This is a genomic window from Micromonospora sp. CNZ299 (genome assembly GCF_002754415.1).
Window position 1 is genome coordinate 2,813,737 of the sequence record NZ_PEFG01000001.1, and the last position, 20,054, is coordinate 2,833,790.

Here is a 20,054-nt window from a genome sequence, read left to right on the forward strand (position 1 = left end):
TCAGGCCGCGCCTCTCCAGGACGCGACGGCCCCAGCGGTGCAGCCGGCACGGGTGTACTGCCTCGTCCTTCCGGCAACGCTCACCGTCGGGCCGCTCGGGGCATAAACGGTGACCGCCCTCAGCGCCAACACGACGTCCTCCGTGGTGTCTTGGGCCGGCAGCGGTAATTCGTCGATAGGGCCCGTGGTCCTCCCGTCCCGAGCTGTTGTGTGGATGTCCACGATGGTCGTTTCACTGCTGGCCCACCGCAATCTCTCGGCAGAATGCGGACCAACGGACGAGCGCTCCTACGCGGCGGCAGTCGGAGAGATGACGTGGACGACTCCGGCAGCACAGTCCCACGGAGGCAGCTCGGCAGATATCTGAGTGAGCTTCGCGAAGGCGTACGCGACAGCAAGGACCGGCGCCGGCCCGTGCTGACCTTCACCTCCTCAGCATGGGCGGCCTTCGTCACGTTCACGGCGGTGAGCCGGCCCGTGCAATGATCAAGGCCGGCTCGCCGGGGGGAGGCTGACAAACCAGGATGGGTGTCGTCACGACAGGGCTCTGCCTCGCCGTACCCGCTCTGTTCGTGCTCTGGCTGTGGGGCCGACCTCTGCTCACCGGCCGGTGGAAGACTCCGGGCTGGTTCGTCGCGACTGCCGGGCTCTCGATCGTCGCCACCGCCCTCACCTGGTTCGTCGGGGCGTTCGCGGGTTCCTCCATGAGCTCGGAGGAGTCCTGCCGACAGGCAGGCGTCAGCTACGACAGTGCCTACCGCGCCGCGCACTGGCGTGAGGCGTCGCGGTGGTTCCCCCTCCACGACCGATGCAACGCCACCCACGACCTGGTGCCCGCCTGGGTCAACCCGGCCCTGGTGCTGCTGGCCCTGCTGGCCGTCCTCTGCATCGGCGCGGCGGTCTGGTTGGCCGTCATGCGGCAACGCGAACCACGACCGGCGGCGACGTCGCGCGTACCGTTCGATCGAGGTGGCGTAGAGGCGGCGAATCCCTGTGACTAGCGAACAGGCACGCCACGAGACCCTCCCTGTTGTGTTGAATGGGAAGTTCCGGCCGTGGCGATACAGTGGCAGCCATTCTGAGTTGGAGATCAGAGGCAGCGCTGGCCGGGGTGCGGTAACGCGGGTGCTCTTCTTCGGCGTTCTCGGGGTGAAGCTGAAGTCCGTCTACTCTTCCCTGACCCTCAGTTCGGCGAGCGAGATCGAGCGGCGCAGAATCCTGAGCTTTTCGGGAGTCGATGAGCACGCAGGCAGGGTTCGCAGTTCGCACAGTGTTGCTGTCGACCGATCCTGAAGAGGGCTTCGTTGCCTGCCTCTCATTTGTCGTCAGAACGCATCACGGGGGTGAACCTGCCGATCCGTGGGGGATCCCGAACAGCGCCTGACCCGTGGCGGAGGCCGAATGGCCGACGGACCCGGTGTGCGATGACGCGCTTCTGGGGCTGCGGTGGCTAGGCTGACCTGAGCAGGATGGTCCGCTGAGGGGGTGAGCCCGGATGGCCCAGGCAGCGTTCGCGCCGGAGCCGGCGCCGCAGCACACCGAGCCGTCGTTCGACGTGCTGCGGTGGCACGACGAGCCGTGGACCGCGCAGCTCGCCCTCGACCTGTTGCCGGAGACCAACGGCCCCAAGGTTGAGGTCCTGAGCGGAAGCGTGATCGTGACACCACATGCCGGGTACGACCATCAGGACGCGGAGCTGGATCTCGCCTATCTCCTCAAGCAGGCGGCCCGTCGCGCGAAGCTGTGGCTCTATCTTGAGACGAACATCGTCTCGGGCGAGGATCTCTTCATTCCGGACATCGTCATTCTCGATGCGCCCGGCGGCGGTCGCACGACGATGGACATCGGGCACGCCGTGCTTCTCGGGGAGATCGTCTCCCCCGGAAACCGACGCAAGGACATCATCGACCGCCCGCGTGAGTACGCCGCCGCCCGTGTGCCCTTCTTTCTCCGGGTTGACCTGCGCAATCGGGTGCCCACCATCGCGTTGTACGAGCTGACCGAGGGGGAGTACCGTCCGGTGGCTGCCGCTGCGGCCGGGACGCGCTTCGTCATGCGGGAGCCGTTCGAGTTCTCCATCGATCCGGCCGACCTGCTCGGCGAGGAGGCGCTGCCGGAAGCGGCGGACGGGGAGGGTTGAGGCTCCCAGCGGGCATGCAGCGGGGGTGGGGAAGAATGGCCTCGTGACTTCCCCCCGCGACCTTGTCCTGCTCGGGTCCACCGGCTCGATCGGCACGCAGGCCATCGACATCGTTCGGCGTAACCCCGACCGGTTCCGGGTGGTCGCCGTGGGTGCGGGTGGCGGCAACGTCGAGCTGCTCGCCGCGCAGGCCCTCGAACTGGGCGTCGAGGCGGTCGGGGTGGCCAAGGCGTCCGCCGCGCAGGACCTGCAACTCGCTTTCTACGCCGAGGCGAGCCGGCGCGGCTGGGCCACCGGCGATTTCAAGCTTCCCAAGATCGTGGCCGGTCCCGACGCCATGACCGAGCTGGCCCAGTGGCCGTGCGACATCGTGCTCAACGGGGTGGTCGGCTCGCTGGGCCTCGCTCCTACGCTGGCCGCGCTGCGTGGTGGTCGTACCCTCGCGTTGGCCAACAAGGAGTCGCTCGTGGCCGGCGGCCCGCTGGTCAGGGCCGCGGTGACGCGGCCGGGGCAGATCGTCCCGGTCGACTCGGAGCATTCGGCGCTGGCCCAGTGCCTGCGGTCCGGCACGCGCGGTGAGGTGCGCCGGTTGATCGTCACGGCCAGCGGCGGCCCGTTCCGGGGTCGGCGGCGCGACGAGTTGACGCAGGTCACACCCGAGCAGGCGCTCGCACACCCGACCTGGAACATGGGGCCCGTCGTCACGATCAACTCGGCCACCATGGTGAACAAGGCCCTTGAGGTGATCGAGGCGCACGAGCTGTTCGACGTGCCCTATGCCGACATCACCGTGATGGTGCACCCGCAATCGGTGATCCACTCGATGGTCGAGTTCGTCGACGGGTCGACGATCGCCCAGGCCAGCCCACCGGACATGCGGCTGCCCATCGCGCTGGGCATCGGCTGGCCGGACCGGGTGCCGGAGGCGTCCAGGGCGGTGGACTGGACGGCCGCGCACACCTGGGAGTTCGCGCCGCTGGACGACGAGGCGTTCCCGGCCGTCGCGCTGGCCAAGGCGGCGGGGGAGGCCGGGCGTTCCCGGCCGGCGATCTACAACGCGGCGAACGAGGAGTGCGTCGCGGCGTTCGTGGCGGGCCGGCTGCCGTTCCTCGGCATCGTCGACACCCTCGAACGCGTGTTGGAGGACGCTCCGGACTTCGACGAACCAGGTACCGTCGAGGACGTGCTCGCTGCCGAGTCGTGGGCACGCGCGCACGCGCAGGAGATCATCGCGGGTTCGGTGGAAGGAGCTTGATGTCGTACCTGCTCGGGGTGGTCCTCTTCGCCCTGGCCATTCTCATCTCGGTGAGCCTGCACGAGGCGGGTCACCTGCTGACCGCCAAGGCGTTCGGGATGAAGGTCACGAAGTTCTTCGTCGGTTTCGGCCCCACCATCTGGTCGTTCAAGCGCGGCGAAACCGAGTACGGCGTCAAGGGCATTCCGCTCGGCGGCTTCTGCAAGATCGTCGGGATGACCCCGCAGGACGACGACGTCGAGCCGGGTGACGAGTCGCGGGTGATGTGGCGCTACCCGGTCTGGAAGCGGACGATCGTGATGGCCGCAGGGTCGATCACGCACTTCGCGCTCGCCCTGATCACGATCTGGATCCTCGCCGTCTCCGCCGGCCTGCCCAACCCGGACTTCCCGACCACCGACGCGCAGGCCCGCCAGGAGCCCGCGGTCATCCAGCTCAGCGATTGCGTGGTCCCGGAGAACGCGGTCCGCGCGTGCACGAGCGCCGACGCGGCCAGCCCCGCCGCGCAGGCGCAACTGCGCAACGGTGACCGGATCACCTCGGTCAACGGCACGCCGGTCAACTCCTACGGCGACCTGCTCACCACGCTGCGCGGGCTCAAGCCGGGCGACACCGCGCAGATCGCGTACGTCCGCGACGGGCAGCCGGGCACCACCAGCACGGTGCTCGCGCAGACCCAGCGTCCGCCGCTGGACAACCCGACCGGTGCCGCCGCGCCGGTGGCCGCGCTCGGCGTCGGGCTCGTCCCCAGCACGCCCACCCGCGTGACGTACGGGCCGGTCGGCGCCTTCGGTGCCACCGCCGACTTCACCGGTGAGCTGGCCGTCGGCACCGTGAAGGCGCTCCAGCGCCTCCCGCAGAAGGTCCCCGCTCTGTGGACCGCCCTCACCGGCGGCGAGCGGGACGTCGACACCCCGATCAGTGTGGTCGGCGCCAGCCGACTCGGCGGCGAGGCGGTGGAGAACAACGCCTGGCTGGTCTTCTTCATGCTCTTCGTGTCGCTGAACTTCTTCATCGGCGTGTTCAACCTGCTGCCGCTGCTCCCGGTGGACGGCGGCCACATCGCCATCGCCTGGTTCGAACGGGCCCGCTCCTGGGTCTACGCGCGGATCGGGCGGGCCGACCCCGGCCGGGTGGACTACCTCAAACTGATGCCCTTCACGTACGTGGTGATCCTGATCGGTGGCGCGTTCACGCTGCTGACCATCGCCGCGGACGTGGTCAACCCCATCACGCTCTTCTCAAGGTGAGTGCCTGAAGTGACCGCTATCAGTCTCGGTATGCCAGCCGTGCCGCCCCCGCCGCTCGCTCCCCGTCGGGCCAGCCGCCAGATCATGGTCGGTTCGGTGCCGGTCGGCGGCGGTGCGCCGGTGTCGGTGCAGTCGATGACCACGACCCTCACCTCCGACATCAACGCCACCCTCCAGCAGATCGCCGAGCTGACCGCGTCCGGCTGCCAGATCGTCCGGGTGGCCGTGCCGTCCCAGGACGACGTCGAGGCGCTGCCCGCGATCGCCAAGAAGTCGCAGATCCCGGTGATCGCCGACATCCACTTCCAGCCCAAGTACGTCTTCGCGGCGATCGACGCCGGCTGCGCGGCGGTCCGGGTCAACCCCGGCAACATCCGCCAGTTCGACGACAAGGTCAAGGAGATCGCCCGCGCCGCGGGGGCGGCGGGGGTGCCGATCCGCATCGGCGTGAACGCCGGCTCGCTGGACAAGCGACTGCTGTCCAAGTACGGCAAGGCCACCGCCGAGGCGCTCGTCGAGTCGGCGCTGTGGGAGTGCTCGCTGTTCGAGGAGCACGGCTTCCGCGACATCAAGATCTCGGTCAAGCACAACGACCCGGTCGTGATGATCCGCGCGTACCGGCAGCTCGCCGAGCAGTGCGACTACCCGCTGCACCTCGGTGTCACCGAGGCCGGCCCGTCCTTCCAGGGCACCATCAAGTCGGCGGTCGCCTTCGGCGCCCTGCTCGCCGAGGGGATCGGCGACACCATCCGGGTGTCGCTGTCCGCCCCGCCGGTGGAGGAGATCAAGGTCGGCAACCAGATCCTGGAGTCGCTGGGCCTGCGCGAGCGGGGCCTGGAGATCGTCTCCTGCCCGTCCTGCGGGCGTGCCCAGGTCGACGTCTACAAGCTCGCCGAGGAGGTCACCGCCGGTCTGGAAGGGCTGCCGGTGCCGCTGCGGGTCGCCGTGATGGGCTGCGTCGTCAACGGTCCCGGCGAGGCCCGCGAGGCCGACCTGGGCGTCGCCTCCGGCAACGGCAAGGGCCAGATCTTCGTCAAGGGCAAGGTCGTCAAGACGGTGCCCGAGGCGCAGATCGTGGAGACGCTGATCGAGGAGGCGCTGCGGATCGCCGACGAGATGGGCGCCGAGCTGCCCGAGGAGCTGCGCGGGCTGATCACCGGCCCGACGGTCACCGTGCACTGATTTTCCAGTTGGAAAAAGCGGCCGTTCCCTCGGGGGAACGGCCGCTTTTGCTTGCATCCCGGCCCCGTCGGTGCGGGGCGTGGTTGGTGTGCGGTGGGTGCGGCTCGCGTCACTGCGGTTTCGCGTCACTGCGGTTTTGCCTCGCGGTGGTGCGGGCTGGTGTCACTCGGATTCGGCGAGGATCGCGTACAGCTTGCGCCGCGTCTCGTCGAGCACCTGGGCGGCCCGCTCACGCTGGTCGTCGGTGCCGTTCATCATGACCTGTCGTAGCGCGTTCATCGCCTGCGCGCCAGAGTCGCGGATGTCGTGCCAGCTGCTCACCGTGCCCTGGGCGACGTCCGCCCACGCCGGGGTCTGCGCCGCCTCGGTGGCCTCGGCCTGACCGGCCTCGGTGACCGTGAACCGCTTCCGTCCGCCGCCGGACTCCTCCGTGCTGGCGACGATCACGCCCTCGTCCTCCAACAGTTGGAGGGTGGGGTAGATCGAGCCCGGGCTCGGCCGCCACGCGCCGCCGGTGCGGGAGTCAATCTCCTGGATCATCTCGTAACCGTGCATCGGCCGCTCGGTGAGCAGGGCCAGCACGGCCGCCCGGACGTTGGGGCGTCGGCCCCGACCCCGTCCACGGCCCCGACCGCCCCAGGGGCCGCCGTGTCCGTGCTCGCCATGTCCGTGTGGGCCGGGCGGAACCGGCGGGAAGCCGAACCCACGCATCCGGGCCTCGTGCATCGGGTGGTGCTGTCGATGGAACCTCATGGGTTCTCCCTCTCTTCGTACTGTCGCTGATGCATCAACGATATATCGGCAATGCATCGCCGACAAGTAGCTCTTTACAAACCGTACGTACGTCTTGTTAGGGTGTCGGTCATGCGCCTGCTTCCCCCACCGGGCCCGGCCCGGGTCCTCACCGTCGGCACCCTGGTCAAGACCGTCGGGCGTGGCCTGTGGCTCGTCGCCAGCGCGCTCTTCCTGACCCGGTCGGTCGGCCTGTCGGCGACCCAGGTGGGCATCGGCCTGACCATCTCGGCGCTCGTCGGCGTGCTGGCCAGCACACCCAGTGGCTACCTGGCCGACCGCGTCGGCCCGCGCGGCGTACAGGTCGGCGCGTTGTTCGCCGCCGGCACCCTCACCGTCGGCCTCATCGCCGTCCGGTCGTTTCCCACGTTCGTGCTGGTGGGAGCCGCCACGGCGCTCGCCGACGCGGTGGAGCGCGGTGCGCGGGGCGCGCTGATCGCCGGAGCGATCCCGGCCGACCAGCGGGTACGCACCCGCGCCTACCTCCGGGCCACCACCAACGTCGGGATCTCCGTCGGCGCGGTCCTCGGCGGCTTCGCCATCGCCGCCGACACCCGCACCGGGTACGTCGCGCTGATCCTTGCCGCGGCGGCGGCGTCGCTGGCCGCGGCGGTGGTCTTCATCCGACTGCCCAGCATCGCCCCGGTCGCCGCCCCCGCGCACGGCCCTCGACTGGTCGCCCTGCGGGACCGCCCGTTCCTTGCCTTCACCCTGGTCGACGGGCTGATGTCCATGCACTTCAGCCTGCTCACCATCGCCCTGCCGCTGTGGATCGCCGGGCACACCCGGGCGCCCGTCTGGATGATCTCCGCGTTGACGCTGGTCAACACCGTGCTGGTGGTGCTCCTCCAGGTCCGCGCCGCGGGCACCGCCGCCACCCTGCCCGGAGCCGCCCGTGCCGCCCGTCGAGCGGGGGTGGCCATCGCTTTGGCCTGCGTACTCTTCGCCGCCAGCGGCGCACTGCCCACGGCCGGTGCCGTCGGCCTGCTTGCCTGCGGTTCGGTCGCCCACGTGACCGGGGAGCTGTGGCACTCCGCCGCCGGCTGGGGGATCTCCTTCGGCCTCGCGCCAGCGGACGCCCAGGGCCAGTACCAGGGGGCGTACGGCATGGGCTACGAACTGGGCAAGATGCTCGCACCGGTGGTGGTGACCACCCTCGCGCTCGGCTGGGGCGTACCGGGCTGGTTCGTGCTCGGTGGCCTGTTCCTCCTGCTCGGGGCACTGGTGCCACCGGTCGTCCGGTGGGCTGGGCGAACCCGGCCGCTCAGTGAGCCGACAGAGCAGGTGCCAGCCTTGTCACTCGACCGGCGGACCGGGGGGTCGATCTGGCAGGCTGGTAGTCGTGCTGACGGTGCCGGTACGCCAACTGGGGGAATCGGAGCGCCGCGCGGTCGAGCGACTACTCGACCATGACCCGTTCGCGGGCGCGCAGGTCGCCGAACGGATCGCCGCGCGCGGCCTCTCGTGGTGGCGGGCCGAGGGCAGAATCCTGGGGTACGGGGCACGGCGCAACCTCGAATCGCTGTGCTGGCTCGGCGGCAACCTGACGCCGGTGCTGGCGAGCGACGCCGCAGTGGCCGCCTTCGCCGACCTGCTCGCGGGCGAGGAGCGGTTGTGCTCGTCCATCGTCGGTCGGGCCGACGCAGTGCTCGGGCTGTGGGACCGGCTCTCCGACACCTGGGGGCCAGCGCGAGACGTCCGCCCCAACCAGCCGCTGCTGGCCGCCGACTCCCTGCCACCCGTACCGGCCGACCCGGAGGTACGTCAGGTCCGCTCCGGCGAGGTCGACCGGCTCTTCCCTGCGGCAGTTGCCATGTACACCGAGGAGGTCGGCGTATCCCCACTGGCCGAGGACGCCGGGCGCAGCTACCGCCGACGGGTCAACGACCTGGTCCGCGCCGGTCGGGCGTACGCCCGCTTCGTCGACGGCAAGGTCGTGTTCAAGGCCGAGCTGGCCGTGGTGACCAAGCGGACGGCGCAGGTCCAGGGCGTCTGGGTCGCACCCGAGTGGCGCGGCCGAGGGATCGCCACAGCCGCCATGGCGGCCGTGGTCCGCGACGCGTTGCTGCGGGTCGCCCCCACTGTCAGCCTCTACGTCAACGACTTCAACCTCCCGGCCCGCCGGGTCTACGAACGCTGCGGCTTCCAGCCGGTCGGCACCCTAGCCACGGTCCTCTTCTGACCCCTGGCGGGGCGCCGCGTCCAGGGCGCCGCGTCCAAGGCGCCGCGTGCCGCGTGCCGGCCACCGGTCACCCGGTGCCGCGTGTCAAACGCGGGTGCCGCACCGGCCACCGGGCGCCGCGTGCCGGGGTGCCACACCGCCCGCACCTGGCCGCGGATCTGCCGAGCCCTCCGCGCGGCCCCGGCGCAACCGTGCCGCATGCCGAGGGGACCGATCACGGCACTCCGACGCGTCGCCAACCCTAGATCTTGGACAGTTTCCGTTAGCGGCTAACGGAAAGTGTCCAAGATCTGCCGGGCCTGGTTGTCGGTGTCCTTGTGGTTGTGCGGGATATGCCGCTGGCCAGCACCCCGGGTGGGGGTGCCGGCCAGCGGTCGGGTCGTTCAGTGTTCGTGTTGGTATCAGTGTCAGCTGTTCCAGTGCTGGGCGACGAGGTCGGTGGCCTGCTGCTCCCACTGGGCGTAGGCGTCGGGGTAGGCGGAGACCTGGACGGTCTGCGCGGCGTCGGTCAGCGCCATGTCCTGCCACCCGTCAACCTGCTTGAGGCCCTTGAGGAACGCGGTGGTGGAGTAGGCCGGGTCGGTGATCTGCTCCGGGGTGCCCCAACCCGAGCTCGGGCGCTGCTGGAACAGGCCCAGCGAGTCATGGTCATTGGCGTCGCCGAGGTGGCCCAGGTTTTCCAGCTTGGACTCCTGCAGGCTCGTCGCGATGGAGATGACCGCGGCGCGCTCGGGCAGGCCGGCCTTCTTCGTGGCGGCGATGATCGCCTTGACGTTGGCGGTCTGCTCGTCATTCAACGTGATGTGGGACTGCTCGCCCTGCGGCTTTGGGGCGGCCGACTGCACCGCCACCGCGACCGGCTTGCCATCCACGGGGTTGGCGTGGGCGGCGATCGGGCCGGCGAAGACACCACCGGCGAACGCGAGACCAGCAACCGACAGCATGCTCTTACGGAAGATCGTGTTCATGGGGGTAGCTCCTTCGGGGGTAGGAAACACCCGCACACCGCTCGGGGGAGACGGTGGCGCAGGGTGTGAGCACCTCGTCCGGCGCTGCATCAAACAAAGGGAAAAGTCTTCGGGGAGATCGGCACCAGTCAAGCCGGGGGGCTTGTGGGGGGCCGGGTCGGCGACCTGCGAGCGGGGGCTCGGGCGCCGGGGTCGGCGGCCTACGAGCGGGGCTTGTGGCGCCGGGTCCATGTGTAACGACCGGGGGTCGGGGGTCATTCCCCGGTGGGCCCATCCACCGACACCGGCTCGTGTGAAGCGGTGGCGGGGTGGTCGCTCGTGGGGACTGCAACGACCGGGGGCCCGGGGTCATTCCGGGGGCCGAGCCATTCCGTCGCACCCGATGGAGCGCGGGTGCTGGGGAGGCTTCAACGATGCGGGCCGGGTCGGCATTCCAACCCCGCCACCAGCTGCTCCAACCCCGTGGGCGGGGCGACGAACCGGTGGTCCTGCGATCGTCAGGGTATTCAACGACCCCGCCCCGGCCATCATTCCGACCCATGGGCGCGACCGCTCACGACCCACGGAACCCCAGGGCCCGCCAAGTCCCCCAAACCTCTCGTGTCGGCGGTCACGAGCCGGCTTGGCCCGGCATGATCCACTCGTCTTCAAGGAAGTCGGGGCATCCAAGGCGCCTGGATGCCCCGACTTCCTGAAAGCCGAGTCGATCAAGACCAGGACGGGGGTGCCACGGGTTCCACAACCCGACAAACGTCGCAGCAGGTCGGCCCTTCGCTCCTGCGTCAAGCAAGCCGGGGGCACTGCCTCGCCGGCCCGGGGTGCCGCACGCCCGGGCACCCATCGGGCACGCCGCAACCCCCATGCGGGCATGATCCACTCGACTTCACGGAAACCGCGGCATCCGCGACAGGCCGACACCCCGACTTCAATGAAGCCGAGTCGATCATGAGTTCGGCGATGACTGACGCCCTGCTCAGGGCCGGAAATTCGGTTGAATCTACGCGCAGGCGCCGGCAGGCTGAAGTCTCCGCCACCCCACATCCGGAGGACTTTCCATGCGCCTGCTCCGTGATCTGTGGGGCACCTCGGCACGTCGTATGACGGTCGTGGCCGTCCTGATCGTGCTCGGCGCCGCCGGTCAGGCGGGCGCCTCGGCGCTGGCCGGAGCGGTGCTGGTGCATCGTTCGGCCGGCTTCTTCGTCGTGCTGGCCGCAGCGCTGGTCGCCGTGGTGCTCAGCGACCTCGCGGTGAGCCTGCTGATGGCCGGCCTGACCGCCGACTGGTCCGCCGACGTCCGCCGACGGCTCTGCCGGGTCGCCTTCGGGCAGGACCTGCCCACCCTGGAGACCACCCCGGTGGGTGAGCTGCTCGACCGCATCGACGGGGATGTCTACCAGGTGGCGTCGGCGATCCGTAACCAGGGCACCCGGCTCGCCCAGGGGCTCTGCGTCGGCCTGTTGTCGATGGTCGTGGCGTTGGTCGTGTGGTGGCCGGCCGGTGTCGCAATGCTGCTGCTCACTGTGGTGCTCGCAGTCAGTCTGCGCCGGCCCACGGCGCGGATCGCCCCGGCCCGGATGGCTGAGGAGGAGGCGTGGTCCGACCTGGCCGCCGTGATGGAGGAGGCGGTGCACGGCCAGGACGACGTACGGACCAGCCTGGCCCGCCCGTACGTACTGCGGCTGTACGCGCGGCGGGCCGCCGCCGTGCTGTCCCGGGGCGGCCTGGTCTGGGTGTTGTCCGCCCGGGTGGCCGCCGCCGCGACCGCGACGATCCGGGCTGGCATCGGCGCGGTGGTGCTCGGCGGGGCCTGGGCGTTGACCACCGACCGGATCGACGCCGCCCGACTCACCGCCATCTGGCTGCTCGCCCTGGCCTTCGGTGCCACCGCGGAACACGTCAGCCGGATGGTGCCGGAGATCCAGGAGGCTCTCGGCGCGTGGGCCCGGGTGCAGTTGCTGCACAAGGCTCGGCAGGAGCCCGTCGGCGGTGCCAGCCCGGCCGAGGGTGACCTGCGCATCCGCGACCTGACCTTCGGGTACCAGGTGAGTGGCCCGGAGGGTGGCCGGGGTGCGGCGCTGCGCGGGCTCAGCCTCACCTTCGCGCGTGGACGCTCGTACGCGCTGATCGGGCGGACCGGTTCGGGCAAGTCGACGCTCGCGAAGGTGCTCACCAGGGCTGTCGACGTGCCGTCGGGCACTGTCTTCCTCGGCGGCACCGACCTGTGTGACCTCGACGTCGAGCAGTTGCGCCGCTGGGTGGCACTGGTGCCGCAGCGTACCGAGATCGTGGCTGGCACCCTCGCGGAGAACGTGGCGCTCTACGACCCCGAGCTGCTCGACGCTGCGGCCCAGGCACTGAACGAGCTGGGCCTGGCCGGCTGGATCGCCGAGTTGCCGGACGGGTTGGCGACCCGGCTGGGGGAGGGTGGGCACGTGCTCTCCGCCGGCCAGGAGCAGCTGGTGGCGTTCGCCCGGATCCTGGTCCGGGACCCGCATGTGGTGATCCTCGACGAGGCCACCGCACGTCTGGATCCTGTCACCGAGGCGCGGGTGCAGCGGGCCACCGAACGACTGCTGCGCGACCGGATCGGCATCGTCATCGCCCACCGGCTCTCCTCGGTGCGCCGCTGTGACGAGGTGGTCGTGCTGGCCGACGGCGCGGTGGTCGAGGCCGGCCCGTTGGAGACGTCGACGCGCTTCGCCGAACTGCTGGCGACCAGTCACGCGGCCGCGTACGCCGCAGTGGCACCGGCCGGCCGCGCCGGCGCCGGCGCCGGCACCGACCTGCTGGTCGGCCCCGACCCGGCCGACGCCTGGCCGAGCGAGCCGACCACCGAGCCGGTCGAGAAGGCCGGGCAGGTCGAGTCGGTCGAGAAGGCCGGGCCGACGCGGGCCGACCCGCCACCGCTGCCTCCCGTGCCGCCGGCCCGGACGCTGCGGGAGATCATCCGACTCTGCACCAACGATCCCCGGTACGGGCTGGCGGCGATCGGGTTGTTCCTCGGGCTCAGCCTGCTGGGGCTGGACGGCCCGGTGCTGCCCTGGCTGTGGGCCGACCTGGTCGACGGGACCGGCAACCCGTACCTGCCGGCGGTCGGGATCGTGGCCGGGCTACTGGTCACCATGCCGCTGCCGTACTACACCCACGTCTGGTTCCCCCAGTGGTGGGTGCGGCAGATGCTGCGCATCGGCCTGCGCCTGGTGCACGGCCAGACCGGGGCGCGCCGGGTCAGCTCGCACACCCCGGCGGAGGTCGTGGCACAGGGCGGCGACACCGAGCGGGTGGTCCAGCTCGCCGACAACGTGCTGGACCAGGGCGTCGCGCTGGTCCTGGTGGTCGCCATGACAGCGGTCACCGGGAGCGTCGTACCGGGGCTGTTCTTCCTCGGCACGATGGTGGTCTCCGGGCTGGCCGCGACGTTGTTCGGGCCGAAACTCGAACGCGCGGCCCGGGCGACGGTGGCGGCGCGGGCCGCCTTCGCCACGGCGCTGGTCTCCGCGCTCTCCGCGGCGCGGACGGTGAAGCTCGCCGGCGCGACCACGGCGGTGCTGCGTCACCTGGCGGGCCTGGACGTGCTGCGCAGCGACCGGCAGCGGCGGGAGATCTCGGTGCAGGTGTGGGCGCGTTCCACGCCGTCGGTGGCCAGCGGGCTGTTGCCGATCGGCGCGTGGGCGCTCTACCTGAGCGGCTCGCTCTCCGCCGGGGCGGTGCTGGTGGCCGTCTCCACGCTGGGCGCGGCGCGCTGGTTCGCCTGGACCACCGCGTCGTTGATCTCCCAACTGCCCTCGGCGCGGGTCTGGACGCGGCGCACGGCGGCGATGACCGGAGTGAGCGCGTACTCCGCTGGGGTTTCGGCTGTCGACCTGGCCGCCGGGACGGCGCCCGCGCCGACGCCACCACCCCGGCATCCGCTGCGCCGCCTGGAGCTGCGCGGCTTCGGGGTGGTGCATTCCGACGGTACGGTGGCCGTCCGGGACGTCGACCTGACCGTGCAGCGTGGGCAGTTGGTGCTGGTCGTCGGGCCGGTGGGGTCGGGCAAGTCCTCGTTGCTGCGGGCGCTGGCCGGGATCGTGCACCACACCGGTGAGCTGGCCTGGAACGGTGACCCGGTCACCGAGCCGGAGCTGTTCCTGCGCCCCAACCAGGTCGGTTACGTCGGCCAGTTGCCTCGGGTGCTGTCCGGCACTGTCGCCGACAACATCGCGCTCGGGCACGAGGTGGACGCGGCCGGGGCGGTCAGCACCGCACAGCTCGACCACGACCTGGCCGCCGCTGGCGGTGGGCTCGGTCTGCTCATCGGGCACAAGGGCACCCGGCTGTCCGGCGGCCAGTTGCAGCGGTTGGCGCTGGCCCGTGCGCTGGCCCCGCGTACCGAACTGCTGGTCGCCGACGACGTGTCGTCGGCGCTGGACGTCACGACCGAGCTGGCGCTGTGGCAGGCGTTGCGCGACCACGGGGTGACAGTGGTCGGCTCCACCGCGAAGCGCGCCGCGCTGGTCCGGGCCGACCACGTGGTGGTGCTGCTCGGCGGGCAGGTGGCGGCCCAGGGGACCTGGCAGGACCTGGAGGGTCGCTGGTCACACCTGGCCGGCTGAGAGCGGGATGACGGTCGGGCGGCTGCGCACAGCGGCAGCCGCCCGACCGCCCGGAAGATCAGGCCGCGCGGGCGTACTGAGCGGGGCCTGAGTACGCGACGCCGAGCTTGGCGGCGGCCCGGCGCGGCCAGTACGGGTCGCGCAGCAGCTCCCGGCCCAGCAGCACAAGGTCGGCCTCGCCGCTGGCGACGATCTGCTCCGCGTGCTCGGGCTCGACGATCAGGCCCACAGCGCCGGTCGGCACACCGGCGTCGCGGCGGATCTGCGCGGCCAGCGGCACCTGGTAGCCGGGGCCGAGCGGGATGCGCTGGTCGGTGTTGACGCCACCGGAGGACGCGTCGACCAGGTCGACGCCGACGCCGGCCAGCTCGCCGGCGAGCACCACGCTGTCCTCGATCGTCCAGCCGCCCTCAGCCCAGTCGGTGGCGGAGATCCGGGTCAGCACCGGCACGTCCTCGCCGACCGCGGCGCGCACCGCGCGGGCCACCTCCAGGGTGAGTCGCATCCGGGCGGCCCGGTCGCCGCCGTAGGAGTCGGTGCGGTGGTTGGTCAGCGGCGAGAGGAACTCGTTGAGCAGGTAGCCGTGCGCGGCGTGGATCTCCACGGCGGCGAAGCCGGCGTCCAGCGCGCGCTCGGCGGCCGCGGCGAACGCCTGGACCACACCGGCGATGCCGGCCTCGTCGAGGCTGGTCGGCGTCCGGTAGTCGGTGGTGAACGGCTCCGAGCCGGGCGCGACAGGCGTCCAGCCACCCTCGCTGTCCGGCACGCCACCGCGTTCCGGTGCCCACGGCCGGTAGGTGGAGGCCTTGAAACCGGCGTGCGCGAGCTGCACGGCCGGCACGGCGCCGTGGGCGGCGACGAACGCGGTCACCGGTCGCCAGGCGTCGACGTGCGCGCCGGACCACAGCCCGGTGTCCTGCGGGCTGATCCGGCCCTCGGGGAGCACGGCGGTCGCCTCGGTCAGGATCAGACCGGCACCGCCGACCGCGCGACTGCCCAGGTGGATCAGGTGCCAGTCGGTGGGCAGGCCATCGGGGCCGGCGGAGTACTGGCACATGGGGGCCATGGCGATCCGGTTGGGCAGTGTGACCGCGCGCAGGGCCAGGGGGGTGAACAGGGAACTCATGGGGTCATCCTCTCGAGGACGGCGACGGGCCCCTCCGGGGAGGGGCCCGTCGCCGTCGGTGTCAGCTGGATCAGGCGGGTACGGGGCTCAGCTCGTCCTGTCGGGTCGGCCGGGGGTCGGCGACCGGCTCCGGGTCGGTCAGGTCCCGCCGACCGGCGGACTCGTACGCGGCCCGGTCGAGGGTGCCCTCCCGGGCGGCGACCACTGTCGGCACGAGTGCCTGCCCGGCCACGTTGGTGGCGGTGCGGATCATGTCCAGGATCGGGTCGATGGCCAGCAGCAGGCCGGCGCCGGCCAGCGGCAGACCCAGCGTGCTGAGGGTCAGGGTGAGCATCACGATCGCGCCGGTCAGGCCGGCGGTGGCCGCCGAGCCGACCACCGAGACGAAGGCGATCAGCAGGTAGTCGGTCACGCCGAGCTGCACACCGAACACCTGGGCCACGAAGATCGCGGCGAGTGCCGGGTAGATGGCTGCGCAACCGTCCATCTTCGTGGTGGCGCCGAACGGCACCGCGAACGAGGCGTACTCGCGGGGGACGCCGAGGCGCTCGACGGAGCGCTGGGTCACCGGCATGGTGCCGACCGAGGAGCGGGACACGAAGGCCAGCTCGATCGCAGGCCAGGCGCCGGCGAAGAAGCGCAGCGGGTTGAGGCGGCCGGCGAGGATCAGCACCAGCGGGTAGACCACGAACAGCACGATGGCGCAGCCGACGTAGACGGCGGTGGTGAACTTCGCGAGGGGGGCCAGCAGGTCCCAGCCGTACGAGGCGACGGCGTTGCCGATCAGGCCGAGGGTGCCGATCGGGGCGAGGCGGATGACCCACCAGAGCGCCTTCTGGACGATCTCCAGCAGTGACCGGTTCAGCGCCACGAACGGCTCGGCGGGCTCGCCGACCAGCAGGGCCGCGGCACCCACGACGACGGCGAGGAAGACGATCTGGAGGACGTTGCCCTCGACGAACGCGCCGACCGGGTTGGTGGGCACGATGCCGGTGAGGAAGTCGGTCCACGAGCCGGTGTTCTTCGGCGGGGCCGCGCCACCCAGGTCGAGGGTCACGCCCTTGCCCGGGTTGGTGAGCAGCCCGAGGCCGATGCCGATGCTCACCGCGATCAGGGCGGTGATGCCGAACCACATCAGGGTCTTGAGGGCGAGCCGGGCGGCGTTCGCGACGCCGCGCAGGCTGACCACGCTGACCACGATGGCGGTGAAGACCAGCGGCGGCACCGCCAGTTTGAGCAGCTGGATGAAGAGGCTGCCGACGGTGTGCATGGTGGTGGTCAGCCAGCTCAGGTCGTTGGCGCGGGCCAGGAAGCCCAGCGCGACGCCGAGCACGAGGCCGAGCAGGATCTGCACGGAGAAGGGAATCTTGCGCAGGCCGAAAGGCATGAGACGTTGTCCAATTGTCTGGTTCCGAGCGGGTGGGCGTGTGTGTCGCGGCTATGCCGGACAGACGCCGCTGGCCTGCAGTCGGAGATCGACGTACAGGCGCTCGGTGAGGCCCCAGACATTGGTCATCGCTCGCCGACGTTACGCCGATTCCCGCTCGGAGGAAGGGGTGGTCGGCGTGAGGCTCCTTACACCCGGCTCGCCCGCCGTCCTATCGGCGGGCCAGGGCGAGGGCTGTCGCGGTCGAGAGGCCCCACAGCACCGCGACGGCGAGGACCAGCCGTTCCAGCACCCCCACCACCGCACCCCGGCCAAGGACGAGCATCGCCAGCCCCACCGCGGCGCAGAGCGGCAGCGCCACCGCTGCGGCCAGGCCGGCCAGCCGACGGAGCACCGGGCCCGCCGGCCCGGACACGGCGAGCGTGACCATGGCGAGGACCACCGACGCGGTCGCCGCGATGCTCGTGCCGCCGTGCACCAGATCCGCCGCCGTCGCCCGCTCGAACGGTGGCAGCGGGCAGCCGGCGGAGCAGGTCACGGCCCCGGACACGGCGGTGAAGACCGCGCCGGTGGCAAGCAGGGCCGGTGCCGCCCACACCCCGGGAGGCAGCGCCGCGCCGACCAGCAGCAGCGCTGCGGCCAGAGCGAGGATCCCGATCCGGTACGTCGTGGCGTGACCACTGCCGGCGATGCCCGCCTCGCTGACGTACCCGGTGAGCCCCGGACCGGGACCGGCGACCACGGCGACGGTCACCGCGACCGCCCCGGCCAGCGCGCAGCCGGCCGCGGCGGACCCGGCGACCCGGCGGGCGACGTCGGCGCGGGCCCTTGGCGCGGTCGTGGTGCCGGGCCGACCCGGCTCAGCCACGCCCGTGTGGCGTGCTCCAACCGGAGTCGTCAGGCCCGAGCGGCACGATGCCGCTCGGGTTGATCTCCCGGTGGGTGCCGTAGTAGTGCCGCTTGATGTGGTCGAAGTCCACCGTCTCACCGAAGCCCGGGGTCTGGAACAGGTCCCGGGCGTACGCCCAGAGCACCGGCATCTCGGTCAGCTTCTGCCGGTTGCACTTGAAATGTCCGTGGTAAGCGGCGTCGAACCGGACCAGTGTGGTGAACAGCCGCACGTCGGCCTCGGTGATCGCCTCACCCATCAGGTAGCGCTGCCCGGTCAGGCGTTCGGACAAGGCGTCCAGCCGGGCGAAGAGTGCCCGGAACGCCTCCTCGTACGCCTCCTGCGAGGTGGCGAACCCGCACCGGTACACGCCGTTGTTGACGTCGGTGTGGATCTCGGCCATCAGCGCGTCCATCTCGGGACGAAGTTCGACCGGGTACAGGTCCGGTGCGTCGGGCGCGTGCAGCGACCGCCACTCGGTGGACAGGTCGAGGGTGAGCTGCGGGTAGTCGTTGGTGACGACCCGGCCGGTCAGGGTGTCGACCAGCGCCGGCACTGTCACCCGGCCGGTGTAGTCCGCGTCGGTGGCCAGGTACGCCTCGGAGAGGAAGCTGACGCCGAGGACCGGGTCGAAGCCGTCCGGGTCCAGGGCGAACGCCCAGCCCCGCTCGTCGCGGATCGGGTCGACGGTGCCCAGCGAGATCGCGTCGTCCAGGCCGAGCAGGCCCCGCACGATTCTCGCCCGGTGTGCCCACGGGCAGGCGCGGCACCAGATCAGCCGGTACCGGCCGGCCTCCAGCGGCCAACGGTCCTGCTCGTCGGGCCCGCCACCGGGCGGGGAGGTGGAGTCGGCGGTGACCCGACCGGTGAACCGGTTGGGCTGACGGACGAACGCGCCGCCGCCGCTGGTCTCTGCGCTGAACTGGGCCCGGGCCATGCCGCCAACCTATCCGCTGCCGACGCGGATATCCTGGCGGCCGGCAGCCCTCGCGACCCGGTGGGCCTGCCCCACCCCCGCCGTCTGCACCCCCGAAGGACTCGCGATGACCGTGGCATACCTGGTGGCCGGTGTCCGTACCCCGATCGGCCGGTACGCCGGCGCGCTTGCCGGCGTCCGCCCCGACGACCTGGCCGCGCACGTGATCCGCGAGTTGGTCGCCCGGCACCCGTCGGTGGACTGGGCGCGGGTGGACGATGTCGTGCTCGGCTGCGCCAACCAGGCCGGCGAGGACAACCGCAACGTGGCCCGGATGGCGGCGCTGTTGGCCGGCCTGCCGCAGGAGGTGCCGGGCAGCACCGTCAACCGGCTCTGCGGCTCGGGCCTGGACGCCCTGGCCACCGCCGCCCGGTCCATCGTCGCCGGGGACGCGGAACTGGTGATCGCCGGCGGGGTGGAGAGCATGAGCCGTGCCCCCTTCGTCATGCCGAAGGCCACGTCGGCGTACTCCCGCTCCGCCGAGGTGTACGACACCACGCTGGGCTGGCGGTTGGTGAACCCGCTGATGCGCGACGGGTGGGGCGTCGACTCGATGCCGGAGACGGCGGAGAACGTGGCCGCCGAGTACGGCGTGAGCCGGGCCGAGCAGGACGCCTTCGCGTACCGCTCGCAGCAGCGCGCGGCCAAGGCGCAGGCCGACGGCCGGTTCGCCGAGGAGATCGTGGCGGTGTCCGTGCCGGCCGGCCGTCGGGAGACCCGGCTGGTCGAGGTCGACGAGCACCCCCGGGAGACCACGCTTGCGAAGTTGGCCTCGCTGCCGACCCCGTTCCGCGACGGCGGCACGGTGACCGCCGGCAACTCCTCGGGCGTCAACGACGGGGCGGTGGCCCTGCTGGTTGCCAGCGAGGCGGCGGTGCACCGGTACGGCCTCACTCCGCTGGCCCGCATCGGCGGGGCGGCTGCGGCCGGCGTACCGCCCCGGATCATGGGGATCGGCCCGGTGCCGGCCACCCGCAAGCTGCTCGACCGGGTCGGCGTCGAGCTGAGCGCGGTGGACGTGGTGGAGCTGAACGAGGCGTTCGCCGCGCAGTCGGTGGCGGTGTTGCGCGACCTGGGGCTGCCGGTGGACGCCGAGCACGTCAACCCGAACGGTGGGGCCATCGCGCTGGGGCACCCGCTCGGTGCCAGCGGCGCGCGGCTGGCGTTGACCGCCGCCCTGGAGTTGCGCCGTCGCGGCGGTCGCCGGGCTCTGGCCACCATGTGCATAGGTGTTGGTCAAGGGATCTCCCTGTTGCTGGAGTCAGCCGCCTAGAGTGGTCCACACCACACGACCCGCGGGTCGACCGGTGCC

At 71.5% G+C, this 20,054-nt stretch carries 16 protein-coding genes; 10 read left to right on the forward strand and 6 right to left on the reverse strand.

Annotated features, from left to right (window positions below):
• The first annotated feature begins 363 nt into the window (after positions 1-363).
• From CLT68_RS33770 to ispG, 6 genes are all read left to right on the forward strand, one after another.
• Positions 364-486 (forward strand): DUF397 domain-containing protein, encoded by a 123-nt coding sequence (locus CLT68_RS33770; protein WP_486482430.1) that lies wholly within the window; start codon positions 364-366, stop codon positions 484-486.
• Positions 487-524: 38 nt separating this feature from the next.
• Positions 525-1,001, forward strand: coding sequence for a hypothetical protein (locus CLT68_RS13425; protein ID WP_199177043.1), 477 nt, complete (start codon positions 525-527; stop codon positions 999-1,001).
• A gap of 494 nt (positions 1,002-1,495) precedes the next feature.
• Positions 1,496-2,140: a Uma2 family endonuclease gene (locus tag CLT68_RS13430; RefSeq protein WP_099851235.1), complete on the forward strand. Its 645-nt coding sequence runs from the start codon at positions 1,496-1,498 to the stop codon at positions 2,138-2,140.
• A 43-nt stretch (positions 2,141-2,183) separates the two neighbouring features.
• A complete protein-coding gene (gene dxr / locus CLT68_RS13435) occupies positions 2,184-3,395 on the forward strand; it encodes a 1-deoxy-D-xylulose-5-phosphate reductoisomerase (protein ID WP_099851237.1) in 1,212 nt (403 codons plus the stop codon).
• Positions 3,395-4,645 (forward strand): site-2 protease family protein, encoded by a 1,251-nt coding sequence (locus CLT68_RS13440; protein WP_099851238.1) that lies wholly within the window; start codon positions 3,395-3,397, stop codon positions 4,643-4,645. Before dxr ends, CLT68_RS13440 begins: the two co-directional genes overlap by 1 nt.
• Positions 4,646-4,654: 9 nt before the next feature.
• Complete coding sequence (gene ispG, locus CLT68_RS13445; RefSeq protein ID WP_088946672.1) at positions 4,655-5,827, forward strand: flavodoxin-dependent (E)-4-hydroxy-3-methylbut-2-enyl-diphosphate synthase; 1,173 nt, start codon at positions 4,655-4,657, stop codon at positions 5,825-5,827.
• 162 nt (positions 5,828-5,989) lie between these two features.
• Here ispG and CLT68_RS13450 read toward each other — a convergent pair whose 3' ends face one another.
• Positions 5,990-6,580, reverse strand: a complete 591-nt coding sequence (locus CLT68_RS13450; protein WP_099851240.1) for a PadR family transcriptional regulator — start codon at positions 6,578-6,580, stop codon at positions 5,990-5,992.
• 111 nt (positions 6,581-6,691) lie between these two features.
• Between CLT68_RS13450 and CLT68_RS13455 the strand changes: the two genes are divergently transcribed.
• Together CLT68_RS13455 and CLT68_RS13460 are read left to right on the forward strand one after the other, a co-directional pair.
• Positions 6,692-8,032: an MFS transporter gene (locus tag CLT68_RS13455; RefSeq protein ID WP_099851241.1), complete on the forward strand. Its 1,341-nt coding sequence runs from the start codon at positions 6,692-6,694 to the stop codon at positions 8,030-8,032.
• On the forward strand, positions 7,962-8,801 hold the full coding sequence (locus CLT68_RS13460) for a DUF4081 domain-containing GNAT family N-acetyltransferase (protein ID WP_099851243.1): 840 nt from the start codon (positions 7,962-7,964) through the stop codon (positions 8,799-8,801). Before CLT68_RS13455 ends, CLT68_RS13460 begins: the two co-directional genes overlap by 71 nt.
• Before the next feature lie 407 nt (positions 8,802-9,208).
• Here CLT68_RS13460 and CLT68_RS13465 read toward each other — a convergent pair whose 3' ends face one another.
• Positions 9,209-9,769 carry a hypothetical protein gene (locus CLT68_RS13465; protein ID WP_099851244.1) on the reverse strand — a complete coding sequence of 187 codons (561 nt, stop codon included), beginning with the start codon at positions 9,767-9,769 and terminating at the stop codon, positions 9,209-9,211.
• 1,055 nt (positions 9,770-10,824) lie between these two features.
• On the opposite strand from CLT68_RS13465, the gene CLT68_RS13470 reads away from it, so the two are divergent.
• The gene (locus CLT68_RS13470) at positions 10,825-14,364 is read left to right on the forward strand and encodes an ABC transporter ATP-binding protein/permease (RefSeq protein WP_099851246.1); all 3,540 of its coding nucleotides are present in this window, start codon (positions 10,825-10,827) and stop codon (positions 14,362-14,364) included.
• 58 nt (positions 14,365-14,422) lie between these two features.
• On the opposite strand, the gene CLT68_RS13475 is transcribed toward CLT68_RS13470, so the two are convergent.
• The 4 genes from CLT68_RS13475 to CLT68_RS13490 form a co-directional block, all read right to left on the reverse strand.
• Positions 14,423-15,490, reverse strand: a complete 1,068-nt coding sequence (locus tag CLT68_RS13475) for an NADH:flavin oxidoreductase/NADH oxidase (RefSeq protein WP_099851247.1) — start codon at positions 15,488-15,490, stop codon at positions 14,423-14,425.
• Positions 15,491-15,560: 70 nt separating this feature from the next.
• Positions 15,561-16,865: a dicarboxylate/amino acid:cation symporter gene (locus CLT68_RS13480; protein WP_199177219.1), complete on the reverse strand. Its 1,305-nt coding sequence runs from the start codon at positions 16,863-16,865 to the stop codon at positions 15,561-15,563.
• A gap of 223 nt (positions 16,866-17,088) precedes the next feature.
• Positions 17,089-17,745: a DUF998 domain-containing protein gene (locus CLT68_RS13485; protein WP_088946680.1), complete on the reverse strand. Its 657-nt coding sequence runs from the start codon at positions 17,743-17,745 to the stop codon at positions 17,089-17,091.
• Positions 17,738-18,703 (reverse strand): glutathione S-transferase C-terminal domain-containing protein, encoded by a 966-nt coding sequence (locus CLT68_RS13490; protein WP_099851251.1) that lies wholly within the window; start codon positions 18,701-18,703, stop codon positions 17,738-17,740. Before CLT68_RS13490 ends, CLT68_RS13485 begins: the two co-directional genes overlap by 8 nt.
• A 106-nt stretch (positions 18,704-18,809) precedes the next feature.
• On the opposite strand from CLT68_RS13490, the gene pcaF reads away from it, so the two are divergent.
• Entirely contained in the window at positions 18,810-20,015 is a 1,206-nt protein-coding gene (gene pcaF, locus CLT68_RS13495) for a 3-oxoadipyl-CoA thiolase (RefSeq protein WP_099851252.1), read from the forward strand.
• The last annotated feature ends 39 nt before the right edge of the window (positions 20,016-20,054 follow it).